This window comes from Actinoplanes sp. NPDC051513 (assembly GCF_044454685.1).
Lineage (GTDB): Bacteria > Actinomycetota > Actinomycetes > Mycobacteriales > Micromonosporaceae > Actinoplanes.
Genome location: NZ_JBITDW010000019.1, coordinates 121,086 through 137,455, shown reverse-complemented (window position 1 = coordinate 137,455; position 16,370 = coordinate 121,086). Strand labels below are relative to the sequence as shown.

Below are 16,370 nucleotides of genomic sequence, written 5' to 3'. Positions count from 1 at the left end.
AGGCGAGTAAGAAAGAAGAGGCGAGCCGGCGAACAGGGTTGTAGAAAAGGCAGCATGAGATACCGCACCCTCGGCACCAGCGGCCTGCGCGTGTCCGAGCTGATTCTCGGCGCCATGACCTTCGGCGAGCACGGCGGCGTGGGCGCGCCGGCCGAGGAGTGCTGCAAGATCGTCGACGCGTACGTGGAGGCGGGCGGCAACGCGATCGACACGGCGATCAACTACCGCGATGGGCAGAGCGAGGAGATCCTCGGCGACCTCCTCGCGGGCCGCCGCGAGTCGTTCGTGCTGTCCACCAAGTACACGACCAGCCGCGATCAGAACGACGCGAACGCCGGCGGCAACGCCCGCAAGAACCTGCGCCTCTCGCTGGAGACCAGCCTGCGCCGGCTGCGCACCGACTACCTCGACCTCTACTGGGTGCACGTCTGGGACAAGTCGACGCCGATCGAAGAGACGATGCGGGCGCTCGACGACGCCGTACGATCGGGAAAGGTCCTTTATGTCGGCATCTCCGACGCGCCGGCCTGGGTCGTCGCGCGCGGCCAGACCCTCGCCGAGTGGCACGGATGGAACCCGCTGACCGCCCTCCAGGTGCCCTACAACGTGATCGACCGCGACATCGAGCGCGAGCTTCTGCCGATGGCGGAATCGCTGGGACTCGGCGTGACCGCCTGGAGCCCGCTGGCCGGCGGCATCCTGTCCGGAAAATACGGGAAAAATCCGACGGGATCCACGCGACATGACCCCGCCAAGATCGACGACCGGCAACGGAAGGCGGCGCAAGCGGCGCAGGACGTCGCCGACGAGATCGGCGCCACCCCGTCGCAGGTAGCGATCGCCTGGACGGCGGCGAGATCGAAGGCGATCGTCCCGATCATCGGCGCCCGGTCACTCGAGCAGCTCACCGACAACCTCGGCGCGAAGGACGTGACCCTGAGCCCCGAGCAGGTGGAGAAACTCACCACCGCGACCGACTTCGAGCGCGGCTTCCCGCACGACTTCATCGACGGCATCGGCCCGTGGGTGTTCGGCAAGGCCCTGATCGCAGAATGAGTGGCATGGAATCGCATCCCAATGTGGTCGCCGTCCGCGAGGCCCTCGAGGCCGCGGGCGCGCACACCTCCGAGGTCGTCGTGCTCGACGACGCCGTGCACACCGCGGTGGCCGCGGCCGAGGCGCTCGGCGTCGAGGTCGGCCAGATCGCGAACTCGCTGATCTTCGACGCCGAGGGCGAGCCGCTGCTGGTGCTGACCTCGGGCGCGCACCGGGTCGACACGGCCAAGGTCGCGGCCGGGCTGGGCATCGCCAAGCTGCGCCGGGCCACCCCCGAGTTCGTGCGCGAGCACACCGGCCAGGCGATCGGCGGGGTCGCGCCGCTGGGCCATCCCAAGCCGGTGCGCACGCTGGTCGACGTCGACCTGGAGAAGTTCGACGTGATCTGGGCAGCCGGCGGGGTGCCGCGCGCGGTCTTCCCGATCAGTTACGCCGAGCTGGTGCGGGTCACCGACGGCACGCCCGCCGAGGTGGCCTGAGGCCGCATGCTGGTCACGCTGCACGTCTGGCGGGTGCCCCGCCGGCGGATCGCCGCGGCCATGCTGCAACTCGCCCGGGCACGGCGGCATCAGGCCCGTTTTGTCAAATTCTTGGGTACGAGTAACGGCTTTGAACTCAAAAACGCGGACTTGACGAGGTACGCGGCCGTGACCGTCAGCGACCGGCCGGTCGACTACCCCGCCTGGAACCGCCTGGCCGTGCAACGAGCCGTCGTCGAGCTCGACCCTCTGCACAGCCGGGGCAGCTGGTCGGGCCGCAAGCCGTTCGAGGCCGGATCAAAAGAGGCCGCGGCAAGAAAACCCGACGGAACGGTCCTCGCGATCACCCGGGCCCGCCTGCGCCCCACCAGGGCATTCCGGTTCTGGCAGGCGATCCCTCCGGTGATCCGCGAACTGCACACGGCCCCCGGGCTGCTGGCCGGCTTCGGCATCGGCGAGGCGCCGATCGGCTGGCAGGGCACGGTCAGCGTGTGGCGGGATGCGGCGGACCTGACGCGGTTCGCGTACCGTCAGCCGGAGCACCGTGCGGTGATCGCCCGCACCGCCGCCGATCGGTGGTACGCCGAGGAGCTGTTCGCCCGGTTCGCCGTCCGCGGCATCACGGGCGACCGGTCGGTGCTGGGGTGGCTGGAGGAGGGGCAGACTTAGGTATGAGGCTCGTTGCGTGGCAGCCGGACGACCTGCTGCGGCGGCTGGACGACGTGGTCGCCGTCTACGGCGAGGCGATGGGCTACCGCCAGGAGCTGCTGCAGACCCGCCGGGGCTACATCGGCGCCCATGTGCGCAGGCCCGGCTTCCGCGCGGTCGCCACCCTCACCACCGACGGCCGGCTCGCCGGTTTCGGGTACGGCTACACGTCCGGCCCCGGCCAGTGGTGGCACGACCAGGTGCGCTCGGCGCTCGACGACCCGGCCCGCGACCACTGGCTCAGCGACTGCTTCGAGGTGGTCGAGCTGCACGTGCGGCCGGCCGCCCAGGGCCACGGCATCGGGGCGCGCCAGTTGCGGGCCCTGCTGGCGATGGCCGACGGCAAGACCGTGCTGCTGTCGACGCCCGAGGCGGACGAGCAGAAGTCGCGGGCATGGCGGCTCTATCGCCGCTTCGAGTTCGTCGACGTGTTGCGGGACTTCTACTTCCCGGGCGACGAGCGGGCGTTCGCGATCCTGGGCCGCGAGTTGCCGATGGTCGACCGTCCCGCCGAGGACGCACCGGGCATCGTCGGCATTTGAGGAAATACCCGTTCTGGGGGCTGCTGGCCGCCCTCGTCCTCACCCAGATCTGCTACCCGCTGGCCGAGGGCGACGCTCGGGCAAGATTGACCGTTCTAACGGTCCTTATCGGATACATCCTCTCGGTCGCCCATGCCGCGGCAACCCGAGGCCCGCGAGCCGCCCTCGCCCTCGTCGCCATGGCCACTTTCGGTGGTTTCGCCGTGGAGGCGATCGGCGTGGCCACCGGCTTTCCTTTCGGCGCCTACGACTATTCCGGCGAACTGGGCCCGAAGCTTCTCGGCGTCCCCCTGATCATCCCGCTGGCCTGGACCTGGATGGCCTGGCCGGCGTGGCTGGCGGCGATCCGCCTGAGCAGATCACGAGCCGCCCGCGTGTCGATCGCCGCTTTCGGCCTCGCCGCATGGGATGTCTTCCTCGACCCGCAGATGGTCGCCGAGGGCTACTGGCGCTGGCAGGACCCCACCCCCGCGCTCCCCGGCATCCCCGGCGTCCCGCTCGGCAACTACCTGGGCTGGCTGGCCTTCGCCATCCTTCTGATGACCGCGCTTTCCGTCGCCGGCGGAAACTCGATAAAAACCCCGGCCGGCGCCGACGCGCCGATCATCGCGCTCTGGTTCTGGACGTACGCTTCCTCCGTGCTAGCCCACGCGGTGTTCCTGGGCCTCCCGGTGTCCGCGGCCTGGGGCGCCCTCCTGATGGGCATCGCCATCCTTCCGCTGGCCGCCCATCAGGTGAAACGCCGATGATCTGGCTGCTTCTGCTCCCTTGGGCGGCGTTGACCGCGCACACCGCCGTCAACGCCGCCCTCCTGCGACGCCTGCGGACAACGACGGAAACCCCGAACGAAATCACCGAGAAAGTCGCCGTTCTCCTGCCCCTGCGCAACGAGGCCGACCGCGTCACCCCCTGCCTCGAGGCGCTGCTGGCCCAGCGCGACGTCCCGAATCTGACGATCCACGTCCTCGACGACAACTCCACCGACGGCACCGCCGAACTGGTCCGATCGATCGTCGGCGACAAGGTCAACCTGATCGCCGGCGCCCCGCTCCCGCACGGCTGGCTGGGCAAACCGCACGCCTGCCAGCAACTGGCCGCGGCGGCCGGCGATGCCGACGTCCTGTCCTTCGTGGATGCCGACGTGATTCTCGGCCCGCATGCCCTCGCCCGGGCGACGACCATGTTTCGCGAAATCCGGGTGACGCTGCTTTCGCCGTACCCGAAAATCACCGGAACCGGCCGCCTGCTGCAACCGCTGCTCCAATGGTCTTGGATCACCTTCCTGCCGCTGCGCCTGATGGAGCGTTCCCCGCGCCCGTCGCTGGCGGCCGCCGGCGGCCAATGGCTGGTCATCGATCGCGCCGGCTACGAAAGGGCGGGCGGTCACGCCGCCGTGCGCGCCGAGATCCTCGAGGACATCGCGCTCGCACGGCAGATCAAGCGCGCCGGCGGCCGCATCGCCCTCGCCGACGCCTCCCACCAGGCGACATGTCGGATGTACACCTCCTGGCGCGACCTCACGGCCGGATACACCAAGTCGCTCTGGGCATCGTTCGGCTCCGGTCCGGCGGCGGCTTTCGTCGTGGTCTTTCTGCTTTTTCTGTACGCGCTGCCGGCCGCGGCCACGCCGATCCTGGCCGTGACCGGCTTCTCGCGCGCGTCGTTGGTCGCCCTCGGCGCGTATGTCCTGGCCGTAGCGGGCCGCGCCATCACCGCGTACGCCACCGGTGCCCGCGCCTGGCCCGATGCCCTGGCCCACCCCGTGTCCGTGATCCTGTTCGCCTGGCTGACCGCCCGCAGTTTCGCCCTGCGCCGCCGCGGCGCCCTCACCTGGCGAGGCCGTTCCCTATGAGCCGCGCAGTGGTGATCGGCGCGGGCGTCGGCGGTCTGGCGGCCGCCATCCGCCTGGCCGAGGCCGGCCACGACGTCGAGGTCCACGAGCGCGCCTCCGCCCCCGGCGGCAAGCTGGGCCGCTACGAGCGGGACGGCTTTCGCTTCGACACCGGCCCGAGCCTGCTGACACTCCCCCAGGTTTTCACCGACCTCGGCCTCACCCTGCCGCTTCAGCCGCTCGACCCGGTGGTCCGGCACGTCTTCGCCGACGGCGCCGTCCTCGATTCCTCGTCCTCCCACGAAACTTTCCTGGACCGCATCTCCGCCGTCCTCGGCCCCGAAGCCGCCGACGACTGGCACCGCTTCTGGCGCCGGGCCGAACGCATCTGGCGCGCCTCCTGGCGTTCCGTCCTGCGCCGCCCGGTCACCCCCGCCACCCTGGCCGCCCTGTCCTGGCGCCTGACCGACCTGGCCGCGATCGCCCCTGGCCGCACCCTGCGCCACCTGGGCTATCGCTACCTGCGTGACCCCCATCTGCGCATGCTCCTCGACCGCTACGCCACCTACGCCGGCGCCGACCCTCGGCACGCTCCCGCCGCACTGGCCGCGATCCCGTACGCCGAGCTGGCCTTCGGCGGCTGGTACCTGCCCGGCGGCCTGACCACCCTGGCCGACGCGATGGTCGCCCGCTGCGAGGCCCTCGGCGCCCGCCTGGTCCTCAACTCGGAGGTGACCGCCGTCGAGCCCACCGGCGTCCGCGCCGACGACACTTTCGTTCCGGCCGACGTCATCGTGTCCGATGTGGACGCCCTGACCCTCTACCGCGACCTGCTACCGACGCCGGGCCGGCTGCCGGCCCTGACCGACCGCAGCCTCGCCGGTTTCGTGCTGCTCCTGGCCATCCGCGGCGAGACACGGGAACTGGCCCACCACAACGTTTTCTTCCCGGCCTACTACGACGCCGAGTTCGACGCGATCTTCGGCTCTCCTGCCCGCCGGGCCCGCCCCGCCGACGACCCCACCATCTTCGTCACCCGGGCGAACGACCCCACGGTCCACCCGCCCGGCGCCGAGGCCTGGTTCGTCCTGGTCAACGCCCCGCGCCACGGCACGTCCCGGCAGGCCACCGACTGGCGCCGCCCCGGCCTCGCCGACTCCTACGCCGACCACATCCTCGACCTGCTGGCACACCGGGGCCTCGACGTCCGCGACCGCGTCCTCTTCCGCGAGACCCGCACCCCCGCCGACCTGGCCGCCGCCACCGCTACGCCGGGCGGCGCCATCTACGGCACCACCGGCGCCCTGCTGCGCCCCGCCAACCGCGGTCCCTTGGACAACCTCTTCCTGGTCGGTGGCTCCGTCCATCCCGGAGGCGGGCTGCCGATGGTCGCTCTTTCCGCGCAGATTGCGGTCACCCAGATCGGCCCGGCCTGATCGATACTTGTTGCCTCCGACGGTGGGGGTGCCAGTGGACCGCTTCGAAAGCCCGGTGGATGATGCCGGCTCGAAGAGCATCGTCAACGTCGTGCGGGGCGGCGACCTCCACACCCACCGGACCGACCCGGGCTACCGGATCGTCCCGCACGACCTGCCGGCCGCAGCCACGCCGGAAAGTTTCCGCGGGCAGCCGAGCCGGCTGCTCGCCGACGCGCACCGGTTCATTGCCTTCCATGGCCGCGCCGAGGAACTCGAGCACCTCCGCGCCTGGCGGGACGGCCACGACCAGTTCGGCGTGATGCTCGTCCACGGCGCCGGCGGCCAGGGCAAGACGCGGCTCGCCCGCGAGCTCGCCGGCCGGTCCGCGGTCGCGGGCTGGACGCTGCTCACGGCCCGGCCCGGCTCGCGCCCCGCGCCCGACCGCGTCCCCGCCCACGGCCACAGCCGGCTGGTGGTCGTCGACCACGCCGAACGCTGGCCGGCTCCGCTGATCAGGTCGGTGCTCGCCGACGCCCGCCTGCACGACCGCCGGACAAGGATCCTGCTGCTGACCCGCCCGGCCGGCGGCTGGTGGCAGCGGATCGGCCGCCATGTGCGCGACCAGTTCGCCATCGAGCCCGCCGTGCTGGCCCTCAAACCCCTGCCGGCCGGCTCGGGCCAGCGGGAGCGGCTCTTCGAGGCAGCCCGGGACGGCTTCGCGAAGGCGCTGGAGATCCCCGGGGCGCTGACCGTCCCGCCCCCCGAGGACTGGTCGCCCGGCGTCACCGCCCTGGAGATCGAGATGAGGGCGCTGGCCGAGGTGTACGGCGTCGAGCGCCACGACGACGTGCCCGCCGGGCCGGACGCGATCTCCGCCTATCTGCTCGGCCGGGAGTACGAGCATTGGGCCCGGCTGCGCGAGAGAGCCGGCCTGGAAACCCGCCCGGACGCCATGGCCCGCACAGACGCCATGGCCCGCACAGACGCCATGGCCCGCACAGACGCCATGGCCCGCACGGTCTACCTCGCCTGCTTGGCCGGCCCGCTGCGCCACGGCGAGGCGTCGGCGCTGGTCACCGCGTCCGAGCTCGCCGCGACCGGCGACGAGGCAAGCCGCCTGCTCGACGATCACCGGGAGGGCTACCCGGCCGACGTACTCGCGCCGATCCGGCCGGACCGCATGGCCGAGGACTACGTCGCGTTCTGGGCGACCGGCCTCCGCGGCTTCGGCGCCGACCCGTGGACCGCGGGCAAACTGCCCGTCGTGCTCGCCGTGCTGGCGCCCCACCGGGTGTCCTCGTTCCTCACCACCGCGGTCGCCGTGGCGCAGCGGTGGGCCGCGTTCGGTCACGATCACCTCGGCGTGCTGCTGCGAAGCCGTCCGGAGGCCGTGCTGGCGGCGGGCGGGCCGCTGCTCGACGCCCTGGCCGGACTGACCGGCCTGGACGCGGCCACGCTGATGGCGCTGGAGGCGGCGATGCCCCTCGACGGGCCGCCCGAGATCATGGCGCCGATGGCGACCCTGACCCTGCGCCTCTACCGCCGGCTTCGCGGGACGGGCGCGCCGGACACGACGTACGCGCCCCTCGGCTACCGCCTGGCACGCCGACTCGTCGCGGCCGGCGCCGCCCGCCGGGCGCTCGAGCCGATCGACACGGCGATCGGCTTCTGGCGGCTCAGGCCTCGCTATCCGGCATTTGCCCTGGCCCGGGCGCACGGCTGCCGGGCCGAGGCCCTGGCCGGCCTGGACCGGCACGCCGAGGCCGTCGAAGACTCGCTGACCTCTCTGCGGCACTGGGAGGCGGCGGGCAGCGCGAGCGGCCTCGCCACCCAGCTCGAGTCGCATGCCGGGCTGCTCGACAAGGCCGGTGAGCCGCGCGCCGCGGCCACCCACCAGGCCGAGGCAACCGTCCTCTGGGAGGCGCTGGCCGAGCAGGACGCCGACGTGCAGGTGCGGCTCGCCCGGTCGCTGACCGCCGAGGCTCGCTACCGCCGGGCGATGGGCGACCGCGAGGCGGCGGCCACCGCCGCCCGCAAGGCCGCCGCGACGTGGCAGCGAATCGACAAGGCCACCCCGGACGGCCGCTACCACCAAGATCTCCTCGCGTCCTGGACGGTGCTCGCGGTCACCCGCGCCGCGCCGCCCGCCGTGCGTCTCAAGGCCGCCGAGCGCGCCGCGCGCGGTCTCGGCCGGCTGGCGCATCGGGACATCACGGCGCTGCCCCGCGCCGCCCAGGCGATGGCCATCTGGGCGATCCTGCTCACCCGGGCCGATCGGCGCGCCGAGGCGATGGAGCGGGCGGACGAGGCCTGCCGGATGTCGGTCTGGCTGGTCGAGCGGTACGAGAAGCGCCACGCGTCGCTGCACGCCGCGATCCGGCTCGCCCAGGCCCGCGCCGACGGAAACCCGTCCTTGGTGGACGGCGCCGAGAGGTTCTACCGGGCCACCCGGGCGGAGTACGGGACGACAGTCGAGGACGAGTTGGTCACAGATCTGCTGCGCGACGAGCCGGCGCCCTGATCAGACCGGGGCGTGGGCGGCTCAGACCGGGGCGTGGGCGGCGAGGAAGGCCCTGGCCATCGCCGACGACAGGTCGGCCGGGTTCTTCGCGGCGATCGCCTTGCCGCCGGTGGCCTTGGCTATGTCGTTGAGCGTCGCCATGTCGGCGTCCGGGCCGAAGCCGACCCCGATCACCGGGACCGGGCGCTGCGGGTCCTGTGACTTCGCCAGTTTGTCGAGGAACGTCTTCTTCGGCATCGAGTACGTCGACTCGGCGTCGGCGCCGTCGCTCAGGACGATCAGCAGCGTGATCGTGTTGGCTTGCACCTTGGGCCGCATGACGGCCTGGCCGTCCAGGATGGTCTGGAACAGCGGGGTGCCCGCCTCGTTGGGCGCCTTGTAGCCCTTCATGGCCGTGGCCAGCGCCTGACGGCGGGTCGCCGCGCCGACCTTGCTGTTGATCGGGCCGTAGGGCACGACTTCGGTGTGCGGCTTGCTCTGCGGGGTCGGGGTGTTGAAGAACCACATTCCCGCGCTGGTCTCGTCGCCGAGGACCTGGGTCGCGGCCAGCCCGGAGTCGCGCAGCAGCCCCGCCTTCGTCGTGGGGCGGCCGGACTTGTCGGTCGCCGGCTTGTTCATCGAGCCCGAGGCGTCGATCAGCAGCAGCACCTGGAACGCCAGGGTGCGGTACTGCGCCCACTGCACGGCCGGCGCCAGCAGCTTGTCGGAGCGCTCCGGCACCGGGACGGTGTGCGGCATCGCGTACGTCCGGAACCCCGCCTCGGTCAGCTGCGGCTTGCCGATGGCCGCGCGCAGCTTCGCGGCGAGGCCGGCGTGTTTGGTCGAGGTGGAGACCGCGTACGGGTAGTCGGCCTCGATCAGCCCGTCGGACGGGAACGACCCGGTCAGCGCGATCGCGTTCCCGCCGCGCTGATAGGTGATCAGCTGCTGCTCGGTGATCGGGAAGACGCCGATCTCGTTGGCGGCCGCGTTCGCGTCGCTCTGCGCGGCGACCTTCTGCAGCAGCGCGGCCGGATCGGCGGAGGCGTCCTTGAGCCGGCTGCGCAGGGTCAGCGCCCGCAGCTGGGCGATGCCGGCGTCGGGCGTGCTGCTCGCCATGGCGGTCTGGATGGCGTAGACGGCGAGCATGCCGACGCTCGAGTGCAGCGGGTCGGGCATGGTCACCGCGGGGATCTGGTGCCCCGCGACGCCGGCCATCAGCCGCATCCAGGAGGTCTGGTCGCCGCTGGCGTAGCGGCCGGCGATGGTCGTGGGCCCGGCCAGCACGATCGGGCTGCGGGCGATCGGGTCACCGTCCACGCGGTACGCCTCGACGCCGCCCACCAGAGAGATCCGCAGCCAGGCGCTGGAGGAGGGGATCCACACGTCGGGCTGCTCGGGGGCGGAGGCCGTGACGGCCGGTTCCTGAGCGGTGACACCGATCGCCCCACAGTCCGCACCGCCGTTGACGGTGCGCGCCGCGTCCCGGACCACGGGGGCGATCTCCGGGGCGGCGACGACGTGCAGGAGCGTGTCGGGGCACGGTCCCGCGGGGCGGGCGCTCTGCTCGCCGGGATTCTGCGAGTAGAGCCACCAGGTCGTGCCGCCGGCCACGGCGATGAGCACGACCACGATCATGAAGGCCAGGAGGAATCGGACGGCGGGGCTGGCCGGCTGCTCGGGTTCCGGCTCAAGGTCCGACACTGCCCACCACCCTTTCCCGCCCGATTACTCCTGGTCGATTTGGAACGAGGCCGAATAGTAGCCACCCGCCCGTCGAAAGCAATAGGGAATCTGAAGAAATCCCAGGTGGATCCCGCTTCTTCGGGGAAACGCCACTCAATACGGAGAGTAGCCACCGAATGAAAGATCAAGCAGGCGGAAACACGGTGAACTGCGATCCCTCCATTCAAGATCGAAATGTCACAACCGCGCGCGGTAGCCACGTCGAAAACGGTAGGGTCGCGCCCATGGAATGGCTGACGCCACAGCGGTACGCCGTCGAACTGGAGACCGAGACCGCCCGCTTCGCCGCCGCGGCGACCCGTCGGGATGAAGACCAAAAAATCGAGAAATGTCCGGAGTGGACCGTTCGCGATCTCGTCACCCACGTCGGCACCGGCCACCGGCTCGCGGCCGGAATCATCGTCGAGCGCCGCGACCACCCCGCCGAGTACAAGCTGCTCGACGCGCCCGACGACAAGAACGACTGGGCGGCCTGGCTGACGGCCGGCGCACAGAGGCTGAATGCCGCCGTCGCCGATCACGGCTTCGACGGCGAGGTCTGGACCTGGCAGCCGAAATTCCAGACCGCCGGCTTCTGGCAGCGCCGCATGCTGCACGACCTGATCATCCACCGCTTCGACGCCGACCCCGGTGGCGATCTCGCCCCCGACCTCGCGGCCGACGGCATCGCCGATCTGTTGCTGGCCTTCGAGTACTTCCAGAAGCTGACCGGAAATGGCGAGACCGTACTGTTCACCGCCACCGACACCGGCCAGAGCTGGCACGTGACGCTCACCCCCGCCGGCCCGGAATGGATCACCGAGGCGCGGCCGGCCGACGCGATCTGCAAAGCGCCGGTCAAAGATCTCCTGCTGATCCTCAACCGTCGCCGCGATCCGATCCTGATCGAGGGCGACGCCACCATTTACGACCGCTGGTGGGAGAACAGCCAGTTCTAGCGCCCTATTGGGTGGGGTCTGGAACGCATCAGCGCTGGCCGCCCTCGATCAACACTCAGCGCGACTTCGGGTGACGATCAGAGCGGGCGCACCCCCGAAGGCAGCTCCCCCGCTGCCACGTGCGCCAGCAAAGTCGTACGCAAGGCCTCGGCGGCGTGGGGAAGCACGGACCGTTTGCGATGCGCCAGGGCGATGGTCCGCCTCATTCCCGGCGGCGCCAGCGGCGTCGCCCGCAGCATCGGCCGGTTGGCCAGCACCATGCTCGGCACCAGCGCCACGCCCAGCCCCGCCTCGACGAACGCGAGCACCGCGTCCATCTCGCCGCCCTCGACCGCGAACTTCGGCGTGAACCCGGCCTGCCGGCAGGCCTCGAGGGTGACGCCGCGGATGTCGTAGCCGGCCCGGAACATCACCAGCGGAGTGTGCTCGAGCTCGGAGAGGGCGATCTCGGGGTACAACGTCGGCGACGGCCGGTCGAAGGCCGAGGCCACCACCAGGCTCTCCCGCAGCACCGGCACGCTGGCCAGCGCCGGGTCGACGCCCTGGTCGGGCTGGACGATCAGGGCCAGGTCGAGGGTGTGCGCCAGCAGGTTCTCGATGAGGTCCTGGGAGCTGCCCTCGTTGACGTACAGCTGGATGTCGGGATGCTCGGCGCGGAAGGTGCGCAGCACCTCGGGTACCAGCGACGAGCAGAGGCTGGGGGTGGCGCCCAGCCGCACGTCGCCGCGGCGCAAGCCCACGATGTCCTGCACGGCCTCGCGGGCGGCGTCGGCGTCGGCCACCATCCGCTGGGCCATCGGCAGCAGCGTCTCGCCCGCCACGGTGAGCGTGACGGCCCCGCGGATGCGCTCGAACAGCGGCGCGCCGAGGCTCTGCTCGAGGGTGTGAATTTGTTTACTGAGAGTCGGCTGGGAGACGCCCGAATTGTCCGCTGCTTGGGTGAAATGCCGGGTTTCCACGACCGCTAGGAAGTAGCGAAGCTGTTGTAGCTGCACCTGGATAGCCTATCTCTATGAACACCTACCCGATCATGCATTAGACGAATGGCCAGAGGCTTCCTACCGTTCCTCTTGTGGCGGTAGACACGAGAATCCCGAAGACGGCGGCCAAGCCAGCCGCCCCGGCGAAGAAGCGGACCTCGTCCGTGGCGCTGAAGATCTTCATGGCGGTGACCGGCATCCTGCTGGTCGCGTTCCTGTACCTGCACATGATCGGCAACCTGAAGATCTTCTTCGGCGAGACGACCTTCGACCACTACGCGCACTGGCTGCGCACGATCGGCACGCCTCTGCTGCCGACCGAGTGGTACCTCTGGATCCAGCGCGGCGGCCTCACGATCGCGGTGGTCGGGCACATCGTGGCCGCGACCATCCTCGCCCGGCGCGCCCGCGCGGCCCGGCCGGTCAAGTACGCACACCGGCCCAAGGTGCAGGGCAGCTACGCGGCGCGCACGATGCGCTGGGGTGGCGTGATCATCCTGCTCTTCGTGATCTACCACGTTCTGGATCTCACGACGCTCACACTGAACCCGAACGCCGAGGCCGGGAAGCCGTACGCGAACGTCGTGGCCGACTTCGCACCCGGCCGCTGGTACGTGACGCTCTTCTACACGCTGGCGATCGTGGCCATCGGGTTCCACCTGCGGCACGGCCTGTTCAGCGCGGTCCGCACGCTGGGCCAGCAGACCGCCCGCGGCGAGGTGATCGCCCGCGCCACGGCCCTCGTACTGAGCCTGATCCTGGTCGTCGGCTACCTGTCGGTGCCGTTCGCGGTCCTTACGGGATTGGTGGATTGAGTAAAATGTCCGAATACTGGAACGACGGCGACCCGATCGCCGACACCGCCGCCCCGGACGGTCCGATCGAGACCCGGTGGGAGCGCCGCAAGTTCTCGGCCAAGCTGGTCAACCCGGCCAACCGCCGCAAGCTGACCGTCATCGTGGTGGGCACCGGCCTGGCCGGCGGCTCGGCCGCGGCGACGCTGGCCGAGGCGGGCTACCACGTCAAGTCGTACTGCTACCAGGACAGCCCGCGGCGGGCGCACTCGATCGCCGCGCAGGGCGGCATCAACGCCGCCAAGAACTACCGCAACGACGGCGACTCGATCTACCGGCTGTTCTACGACACCGTGAAGGGCGGCGACTTCCGCGCCCGCGAGTCCAACGTCTACCGGCTCGCGACGGTGTCGGTGAACATCATCGACCAGTGCGTGGCGCAGGGCGTGCCGTTCGCCCGCGAGTACGGCGGCCTGCTCGACAACCGCTCGTTCGGCGGCACCCAGGTGTCGCGCACGTTCTACGCCCGGGGCCAGACGGGTCAGCAGCTGCTGCTCGGCGCCTACCAGGCGATGGAGCGGCAGATCGGCCTCGGCAACATCGAGATGAACGCCCGGCACGAGATGCTCGAGCTGATCATCGTGGACGGCAAGGCCCGCGGCATCGTCGTCCGGGACATGGTCACCGGCGAGATCACCACCGAGATGGCCGACGCGGTCGTGCTCGCCTCCGGCGGCTACGGCAACGTCTTCTTCCTCTCGACCAACGCCAAGGGCTGCAACGTGACGGCAAGCTGGCGGGCGCACCGCAAGGGCGCGCTGTTCGGCAACCCCTGCTACACGCAGATCCACCCCACCTGCATCCCGGAGTCGGGCACGCACCAGTCGAAGCTCACGCTGATGAGCGAGTCGCTGCGCAACGACGGCCGGGTCTGGGTGCCTCTTCGCGGCGACGACAAGCGAGCCCCGGGCGACATCCCCGAGGACGAGCGCGACTACTACCTCGAGCGGATCTACCCGTCGTTCGGCAACCTGGTCCCCCGCGACATCGCGTCGCGGGCCGCCAAGAACGTCTGCGACGAGGGCCGCGGCGTCGGCCCCGGTGGGCTGGGCGTCTACCTGGACTTCGCGGACGCGATCAGCCGGCTGGGCAAGAAGGCGGTCGAGGCCAAGTACGGCAACCTCTTCGAGATGTACCAGCGGATCACCGGCGAGGACCCGTACGAGACGCCGATGCGCATCTATCCCGCGGTGCACTACACGATGGGCGGGCTCTGGGTCGACTACGACCTGCAGTCGACGATCCCGGGCCTGTTCGTGGTGGGCGAGGCCAACTTCTCCGACCACGGCGCCAACCGGCTCGGCGCCTCCGCGCTGATGCAGGGACTGGGCGACGGCTACTTCGTGCTGCCGACGACGCTGGGCAACTACCTGGCCGCCGGGCCGTTCTCGCCGGTTCCCCAAGATCACGAAGAAGTGGTCAAGGCGCGCGAAGCAGTCGAGGGCCGTATAAAGCGGTTCTTGGAGATAGACGGCGACCGCACCGTCGACTCCTTCCACCGCGAGCTCGGCCACATCATGTGGGAGTACTGCGGAATGGAGCGCACCGAGGAGGGCCTGACCAAGGCGATCGGCCTGATCCGGTCGCTGAAGGACGAGTTCTGGCAGCGGGTCAAGGTGCCCGGCACCGGCGAGCAGCTCAACCAGAACCTCGAGAAGGCCGGCCGGGTCGCCGACTTCTTCGAGCTCGCCGAGCTGATGTGCATCGACGCCCTGCACCGGCGGGAGTCCTGCGGCGGCCACTTCCGCGCCGAGTCGCAGACCCCGGACGGCGAGGCGCTGCGCCACGACGACGAGTTCAGCTACGTCGCGGCCTGGGAGTATGCCGGAGCCGACGGCAAGCCGACCCTCCACAAGGAACAGCTCGAGTTCGAGTACGTCCACCCCAGCACCCGGAGCTACAAGTAATGGACATCCAGGTACGCGTGTGGCGCCAGTCCTCCTCGGCGGACAACGGCCGCATGGTCACGTACGACGTGAAGGACATCTCCCCCGACGCCTCCTTCCTGGAGATGCTCGACGTCCTGAACGAGAAGCTCATCCTCGACGGGGACGACCCGATCGCGTTCGACCACGACTGCCGCGAGGGCATCTGCGGCATGTGCAGCATGGTCATCGACGGCGTGGCGCACGGCCCCGAGCGGGCCACCACCACCTGCCAGCTGCACATGCGGCACTTCAAGGACGGCGACGTGATCGACGTCGAGCCGTGGCGGGCCGCGGCCTTCCCGGTCATCAAGGACCTGGTGGTCGACCGCACCGCGTTCGACAAGATCATCCAGGCCGGCGGCTACATCACCGCCCCCACCGGCGCGGCCCCCGAGGCGCACGCCACCCCGGTGCCCAAGAAGGACGCCGACCTGGCGTTCGAGGCGGCCACCTGCATCGGCTGCGGCGCGTGCGTGGCGGCCTGCCCGAACGGCTCGGCCATGCTGTTCACCGCGGCCAAGGTCGCCCACCTCGGCCTGATGCCGCAGGGCCAGCCCGAGCGCGACTCGCGGGTCATCGACATGCTCCAGGCGCAGGACGACGCCGGCTTCGGTGGCTGCACCAACGCCGGCGAGTGCACCACGGTCTGCCCCAAGGGCATTCCGCTGACGCTGATCGGCCGCCTCAACAGCGACTACCGCAAGGCGTTGAAGAACAAGTGACGCTTTAGTCCGCTTTTGGGTGGCGGGCGGGGCGGTCGGATGGCTCCGTGCCGGGCACAATGGGGTGCCCGGCACGGCATCAACGGTTGATCCCCCCGTACAGAAAATCGGTCAAGGTTTTGATCGCGTCGTCGTCGGGGATCTTGTCGAACCAGGTGGCCGCGAACGTCGAGATGAGGGCCGCGAAGATCGACGCGAGCACCACCGGATCACTCGACGGGGCCGCCTTGGCCATGTGATCGGCGATGTGCCGCTGGTCGGGCTCGAGCATCTCCCGCTGCACCCGATCGAATTCCGGGTCGACGATGGCCGCCTGTTGCAGCGCCTGCATGACCACGCGGTGCCGGCGGTAGAACCCCCAGTACGCCGCGACGTGGAAGCGGATCGCCTCGCGGTCCGAGAAATCGTCGGAGTGCTCGGCCATCCCGGCGCTCGCGTCGCCCTCGGCCAGCAGGTCGGCCAGCAGTCGCTGCAGCAACTCTTCCTTGCTCGTGAAGTGCTGGTAGAACGAGCCCGTCGCGCGCCCGGCCTCCGCCGTGATGTCGATGATCTTGGCGTTGAGGTAGCCCACGCGCGCGAACACCCGGACCGCGGCCGCCTTGAGCTCCGCCTCGGTCTGCGCCGCGCGCTGCTTGCGCACACCCGTTTCCGCCATTGACGCAGGATAC

15 protein-coding genes are annotated in these 16,370 nt (G+C 70.5%); 12 read left to right on the top strand and 3 right to left on the bottom strand.

The genetic code is table 11. The annotated features are described in order from the left end of the window. The first annotated feature begins 54 nt into the window (after positions 1 to 54). The 8 genes from ACIA5D_RS38835 to ACIA5D_RS38800 are packed head-to-tail and all read left to right on the top strand — an operon-like array spanning position 55 to position 8,555. Positions 55 to 1,056, top strand: coding sequence for an aldo/keto reductase (locus ACIA5D_RS38835; protein WP_396035482.1), 1,002 nt, complete (start codon positions 55 to 57; stop codon positions 1,054 to 1,056). A 5-nt stretch (positions 1,057 to 1,061) separates the two neighbouring features. Beyond that, a complete protein-coding gene (locus tag ACIA5D_RS38830) occupies positions 1,062 to 1,535 on the top strand; it encodes a YbaK/EbsC family protein (RefSeq protein ID WP_396035481.1) in 474 nt (157 codons plus the stop codon). Positions 1,536 to 1,541: 6 nt separating this feature from the next. Then, a complete protein-coding gene (locus ACIA5D_RS38825) occupies positions 1,542 to 2,204 on the top strand; it encodes a monooxygenase (protein WP_396035480.1) in 663 nt (220 codons plus the stop codon). A gap of 2 nt (positions 2,205 to 2,206) precedes the next feature. Then, a complete protein-coding gene (locus tag ACIA5D_RS38820; RefSeq protein ID WP_396035479.1) occupies positions 2,207 to 2,785 on the top strand; it encodes a GNAT family N-acetyltransferase in 579 nt (192 codons plus the stop codon). Beyond that, entirely contained in the window at positions 2,782 to 3,534 is a 753-nt protein-coding gene (locus ACIA5D_RS38815; protein WP_396035478.1) for a carotenoid biosynthesis protein, read from the top strand. The genes ACIA5D_RS38820 and ACIA5D_RS38815 overlap by 4 nt, the downstream gene beginning before the upstream one ends. Then, on the top strand, positions 3,531 to 4,637 hold the full coding sequence (locus tag ACIA5D_RS38810; RefSeq protein WP_396035477.1) for a glycosyltransferase: 1,107 nt from the start codon (positions 3,531 to 3,533) through the stop codon (positions 4,635 to 4,637). The genes ACIA5D_RS38815 and ACIA5D_RS38810 overlap by 4 nt, the downstream gene beginning before the upstream one ends. Next, positions 4,634 to 6,052, top strand: a complete 1,419-nt coding sequence (locus tag ACIA5D_RS38805) for a phytoene desaturase family protein (RefSeq protein ID WP_396035476.1) — start codon at positions 4,634 to 4,636, stop codon at positions 6,050 to 6,052. Before ACIA5D_RS38810 ends, ACIA5D_RS38805 begins: the two co-directional genes overlap by 4 nt. Before the next feature lie 34 nt (positions 6,053 to 6,086). Next, entirely contained in the window at positions 6,087 to 8,555 is a 2,469-nt protein-coding gene (locus ACIA5D_RS38800; RefSeq protein ID WP_396035475.1) for a hypothetical protein, read from the top strand. Between the two features lie 21 nt (positions 8,556 to 8,576). Here ACIA5D_RS38800 and ACIA5D_RS38795 read toward each other — a convergent pair whose 3' ends face one another. Next, on the bottom strand, positions 8,577 to 10,238 hold the full coding sequence (locus tag ACIA5D_RS38795) for a hypothetical protein (RefSeq protein ID WP_396035474.1): 1,662 nt from the start codon (positions 10,236 to 10,238) through the stop codon (positions 8,577 to 8,579). Positions 10,239 to 10,504: 266 nt separating this feature from the next. On the opposite strand from ACIA5D_RS38795, the gene ACIA5D_RS38790 reads away from it, so the two are divergent. Next, the gene (locus ACIA5D_RS38790) at positions 10,505 to 11,218 is read left to right on the top strand and encodes a maleylpyruvate isomerase family mycothiol-dependent enzyme (RefSeq protein WP_396035473.1); all 714 of its coding nucleotides are present in this window, start codon (positions 10,505 to 10,507) and stop codon (positions 11,216 to 11,218) included. A gap of 77 nt (positions 11,219 to 11,295) precedes the next feature. Here ACIA5D_RS38790 and ACIA5D_RS38785 read toward each other — a convergent pair whose 3' ends face one another. Beyond that, on the bottom strand, positions 11,296 to 12,219 hold the full coding sequence (locus ACIA5D_RS38785) for a LysR family transcriptional regulator (protein ID WP_396035501.1): 924 nt from the start codon (positions 12,217 to 12,219) through the stop codon (positions 11,296 to 11,298). Positions 12,220 to 12,362: 143 nt separating this feature from the next. On the opposite strand from ACIA5D_RS38785, the gene ACIA5D_RS38780 reads away from it, so the two are divergent. From ACIA5D_RS38780 to ACIA5D_RS38770, 3 genes are read left to right on the top strand one after another with little or no spacing between them, the layout of a single operon-like run. Further along, the gene (locus tag ACIA5D_RS38780; RefSeq protein WP_396035500.1) at positions 12,363 to 13,013 is read left to right on the top strand and encodes a succinate dehydrogenase cytochrome b subunit; all 651 of its coding nucleotides are present in this window, start codon (positions 12,363 to 12,365) and stop codon (positions 13,011 to 13,013) included. 5 nt (positions 13,014 to 13,018) lie between these two features. Beyond that, positions 13,019 to 14,959, top strand: coding sequence for a fumarate reductase/succinate dehydrogenase flavoprotein subunit (locus tag ACIA5D_RS38775; RefSeq protein ID WP_396035472.1), 1,941 nt, complete (start codon positions 13,019 to 13,021; stop codon positions 14,957 to 14,959). Further along, positions 14,959 to 15,702: a succinate dehydrogenase/fumarate reductase iron-sulfur subunit gene (locus tag ACIA5D_RS38770; RefSeq protein WP_396035471.1), complete on the top strand. Its 744-nt coding sequence runs from the start codon at positions 14,959 to 14,961 to the stop codon at positions 15,700 to 15,702. Before ACIA5D_RS38775 ends, ACIA5D_RS38770 begins: the two co-directional genes overlap by 1 nt. A gap of 79 nt (positions 15,703 to 15,781) precedes the next feature. Here ACIA5D_RS38770 and ACIA5D_RS38765 read toward each other — a convergent pair whose 3' ends face one another. Next, positions 15,782 to 16,357, bottom strand: a complete 576-nt coding sequence (locus ACIA5D_RS38765; protein ID WP_396035470.1) for a TetR/AcrR family transcriptional regulator — start codon at positions 16,355 to 16,357, stop codon at positions 15,782 to 15,784. Between the last annotated feature and the right edge of the window lie 13 nt (positions 16,358 to 16,370).

Bases quoted from the DNA above. Each gene is read 5' to 3' on its own strand.
- ACIA5D_RS38835 (WP_396035482.1), top strand. From the start codon at position 55: ATGAGATACCGCACCCTCGGCACCAGCGGCCTGCGCGTGTCCGAGCTG.
- ACIA5D_RS38830 (WP_396035481.1), top strand. From the start codon at position 1,062: ATGGAATCGCATCCCAATGTGGTCGCCGTCCGCGAGGCCCTCGAGGCC.
- ACIA5D_RS38825 (WP_396035480.1), top strand. From the start codon at position 1,542: ATGCTGGTCACGCTGCACGTCTGGCGGGTGCCCCGCCGGCGGATCGCC.
- ACIA5D_RS38820 (WP_396035479.1), top strand. From the start codon at position 2,207: ATGAGGCTCGTTGCGTGGCAGCCGGACGACCTGCTGCGGCGGCTGGAC.
- ACIA5D_RS38810 (WP_396035477.1), top strand. From the start codon at position 3,531: ATGATCTGGCTGCTTCTGCTCCCTTGGGCGGCGTTGACCGCGCACACC.
- ACIA5D_RS38805 (WP_396035476.1), top strand. From the start codon at position 4,634: ATGAGCCGCGCAGTGGTGATCGGCGCGGGCGTCGGCGGTCTGGCGGCC.
- ACIA5D_RS38790 (WP_396035473.1), top strand. From the start codon at position 10,505: ATGGAATGGCTGACGCCACAGCGGTACGCCGTCGAACTGGAGACCGAG.
- ACIA5D_RS38775 (WP_396035472.1), top strand. From the start codon at position 13,019: ATGTCCGAATACTGGAACGACGGCGACCCGATCGCCGACACCGCCGCC.
- ACIA5D_RS38770 (WP_396035471.1), top strand. From the start codon at position 14,959: ATGGACATCCAGGTACGCGTGTGGCGCCAGTCCTCCTCGGCGGACAAC.
- ACIA5D_RS38765 (WP_396035470.1), bottom strand. From the start codon at position 16,357: ATGGCGGAAACGGGTGTGCGCAAGCAGCGCGCGGCGCAGACCGAGGCG.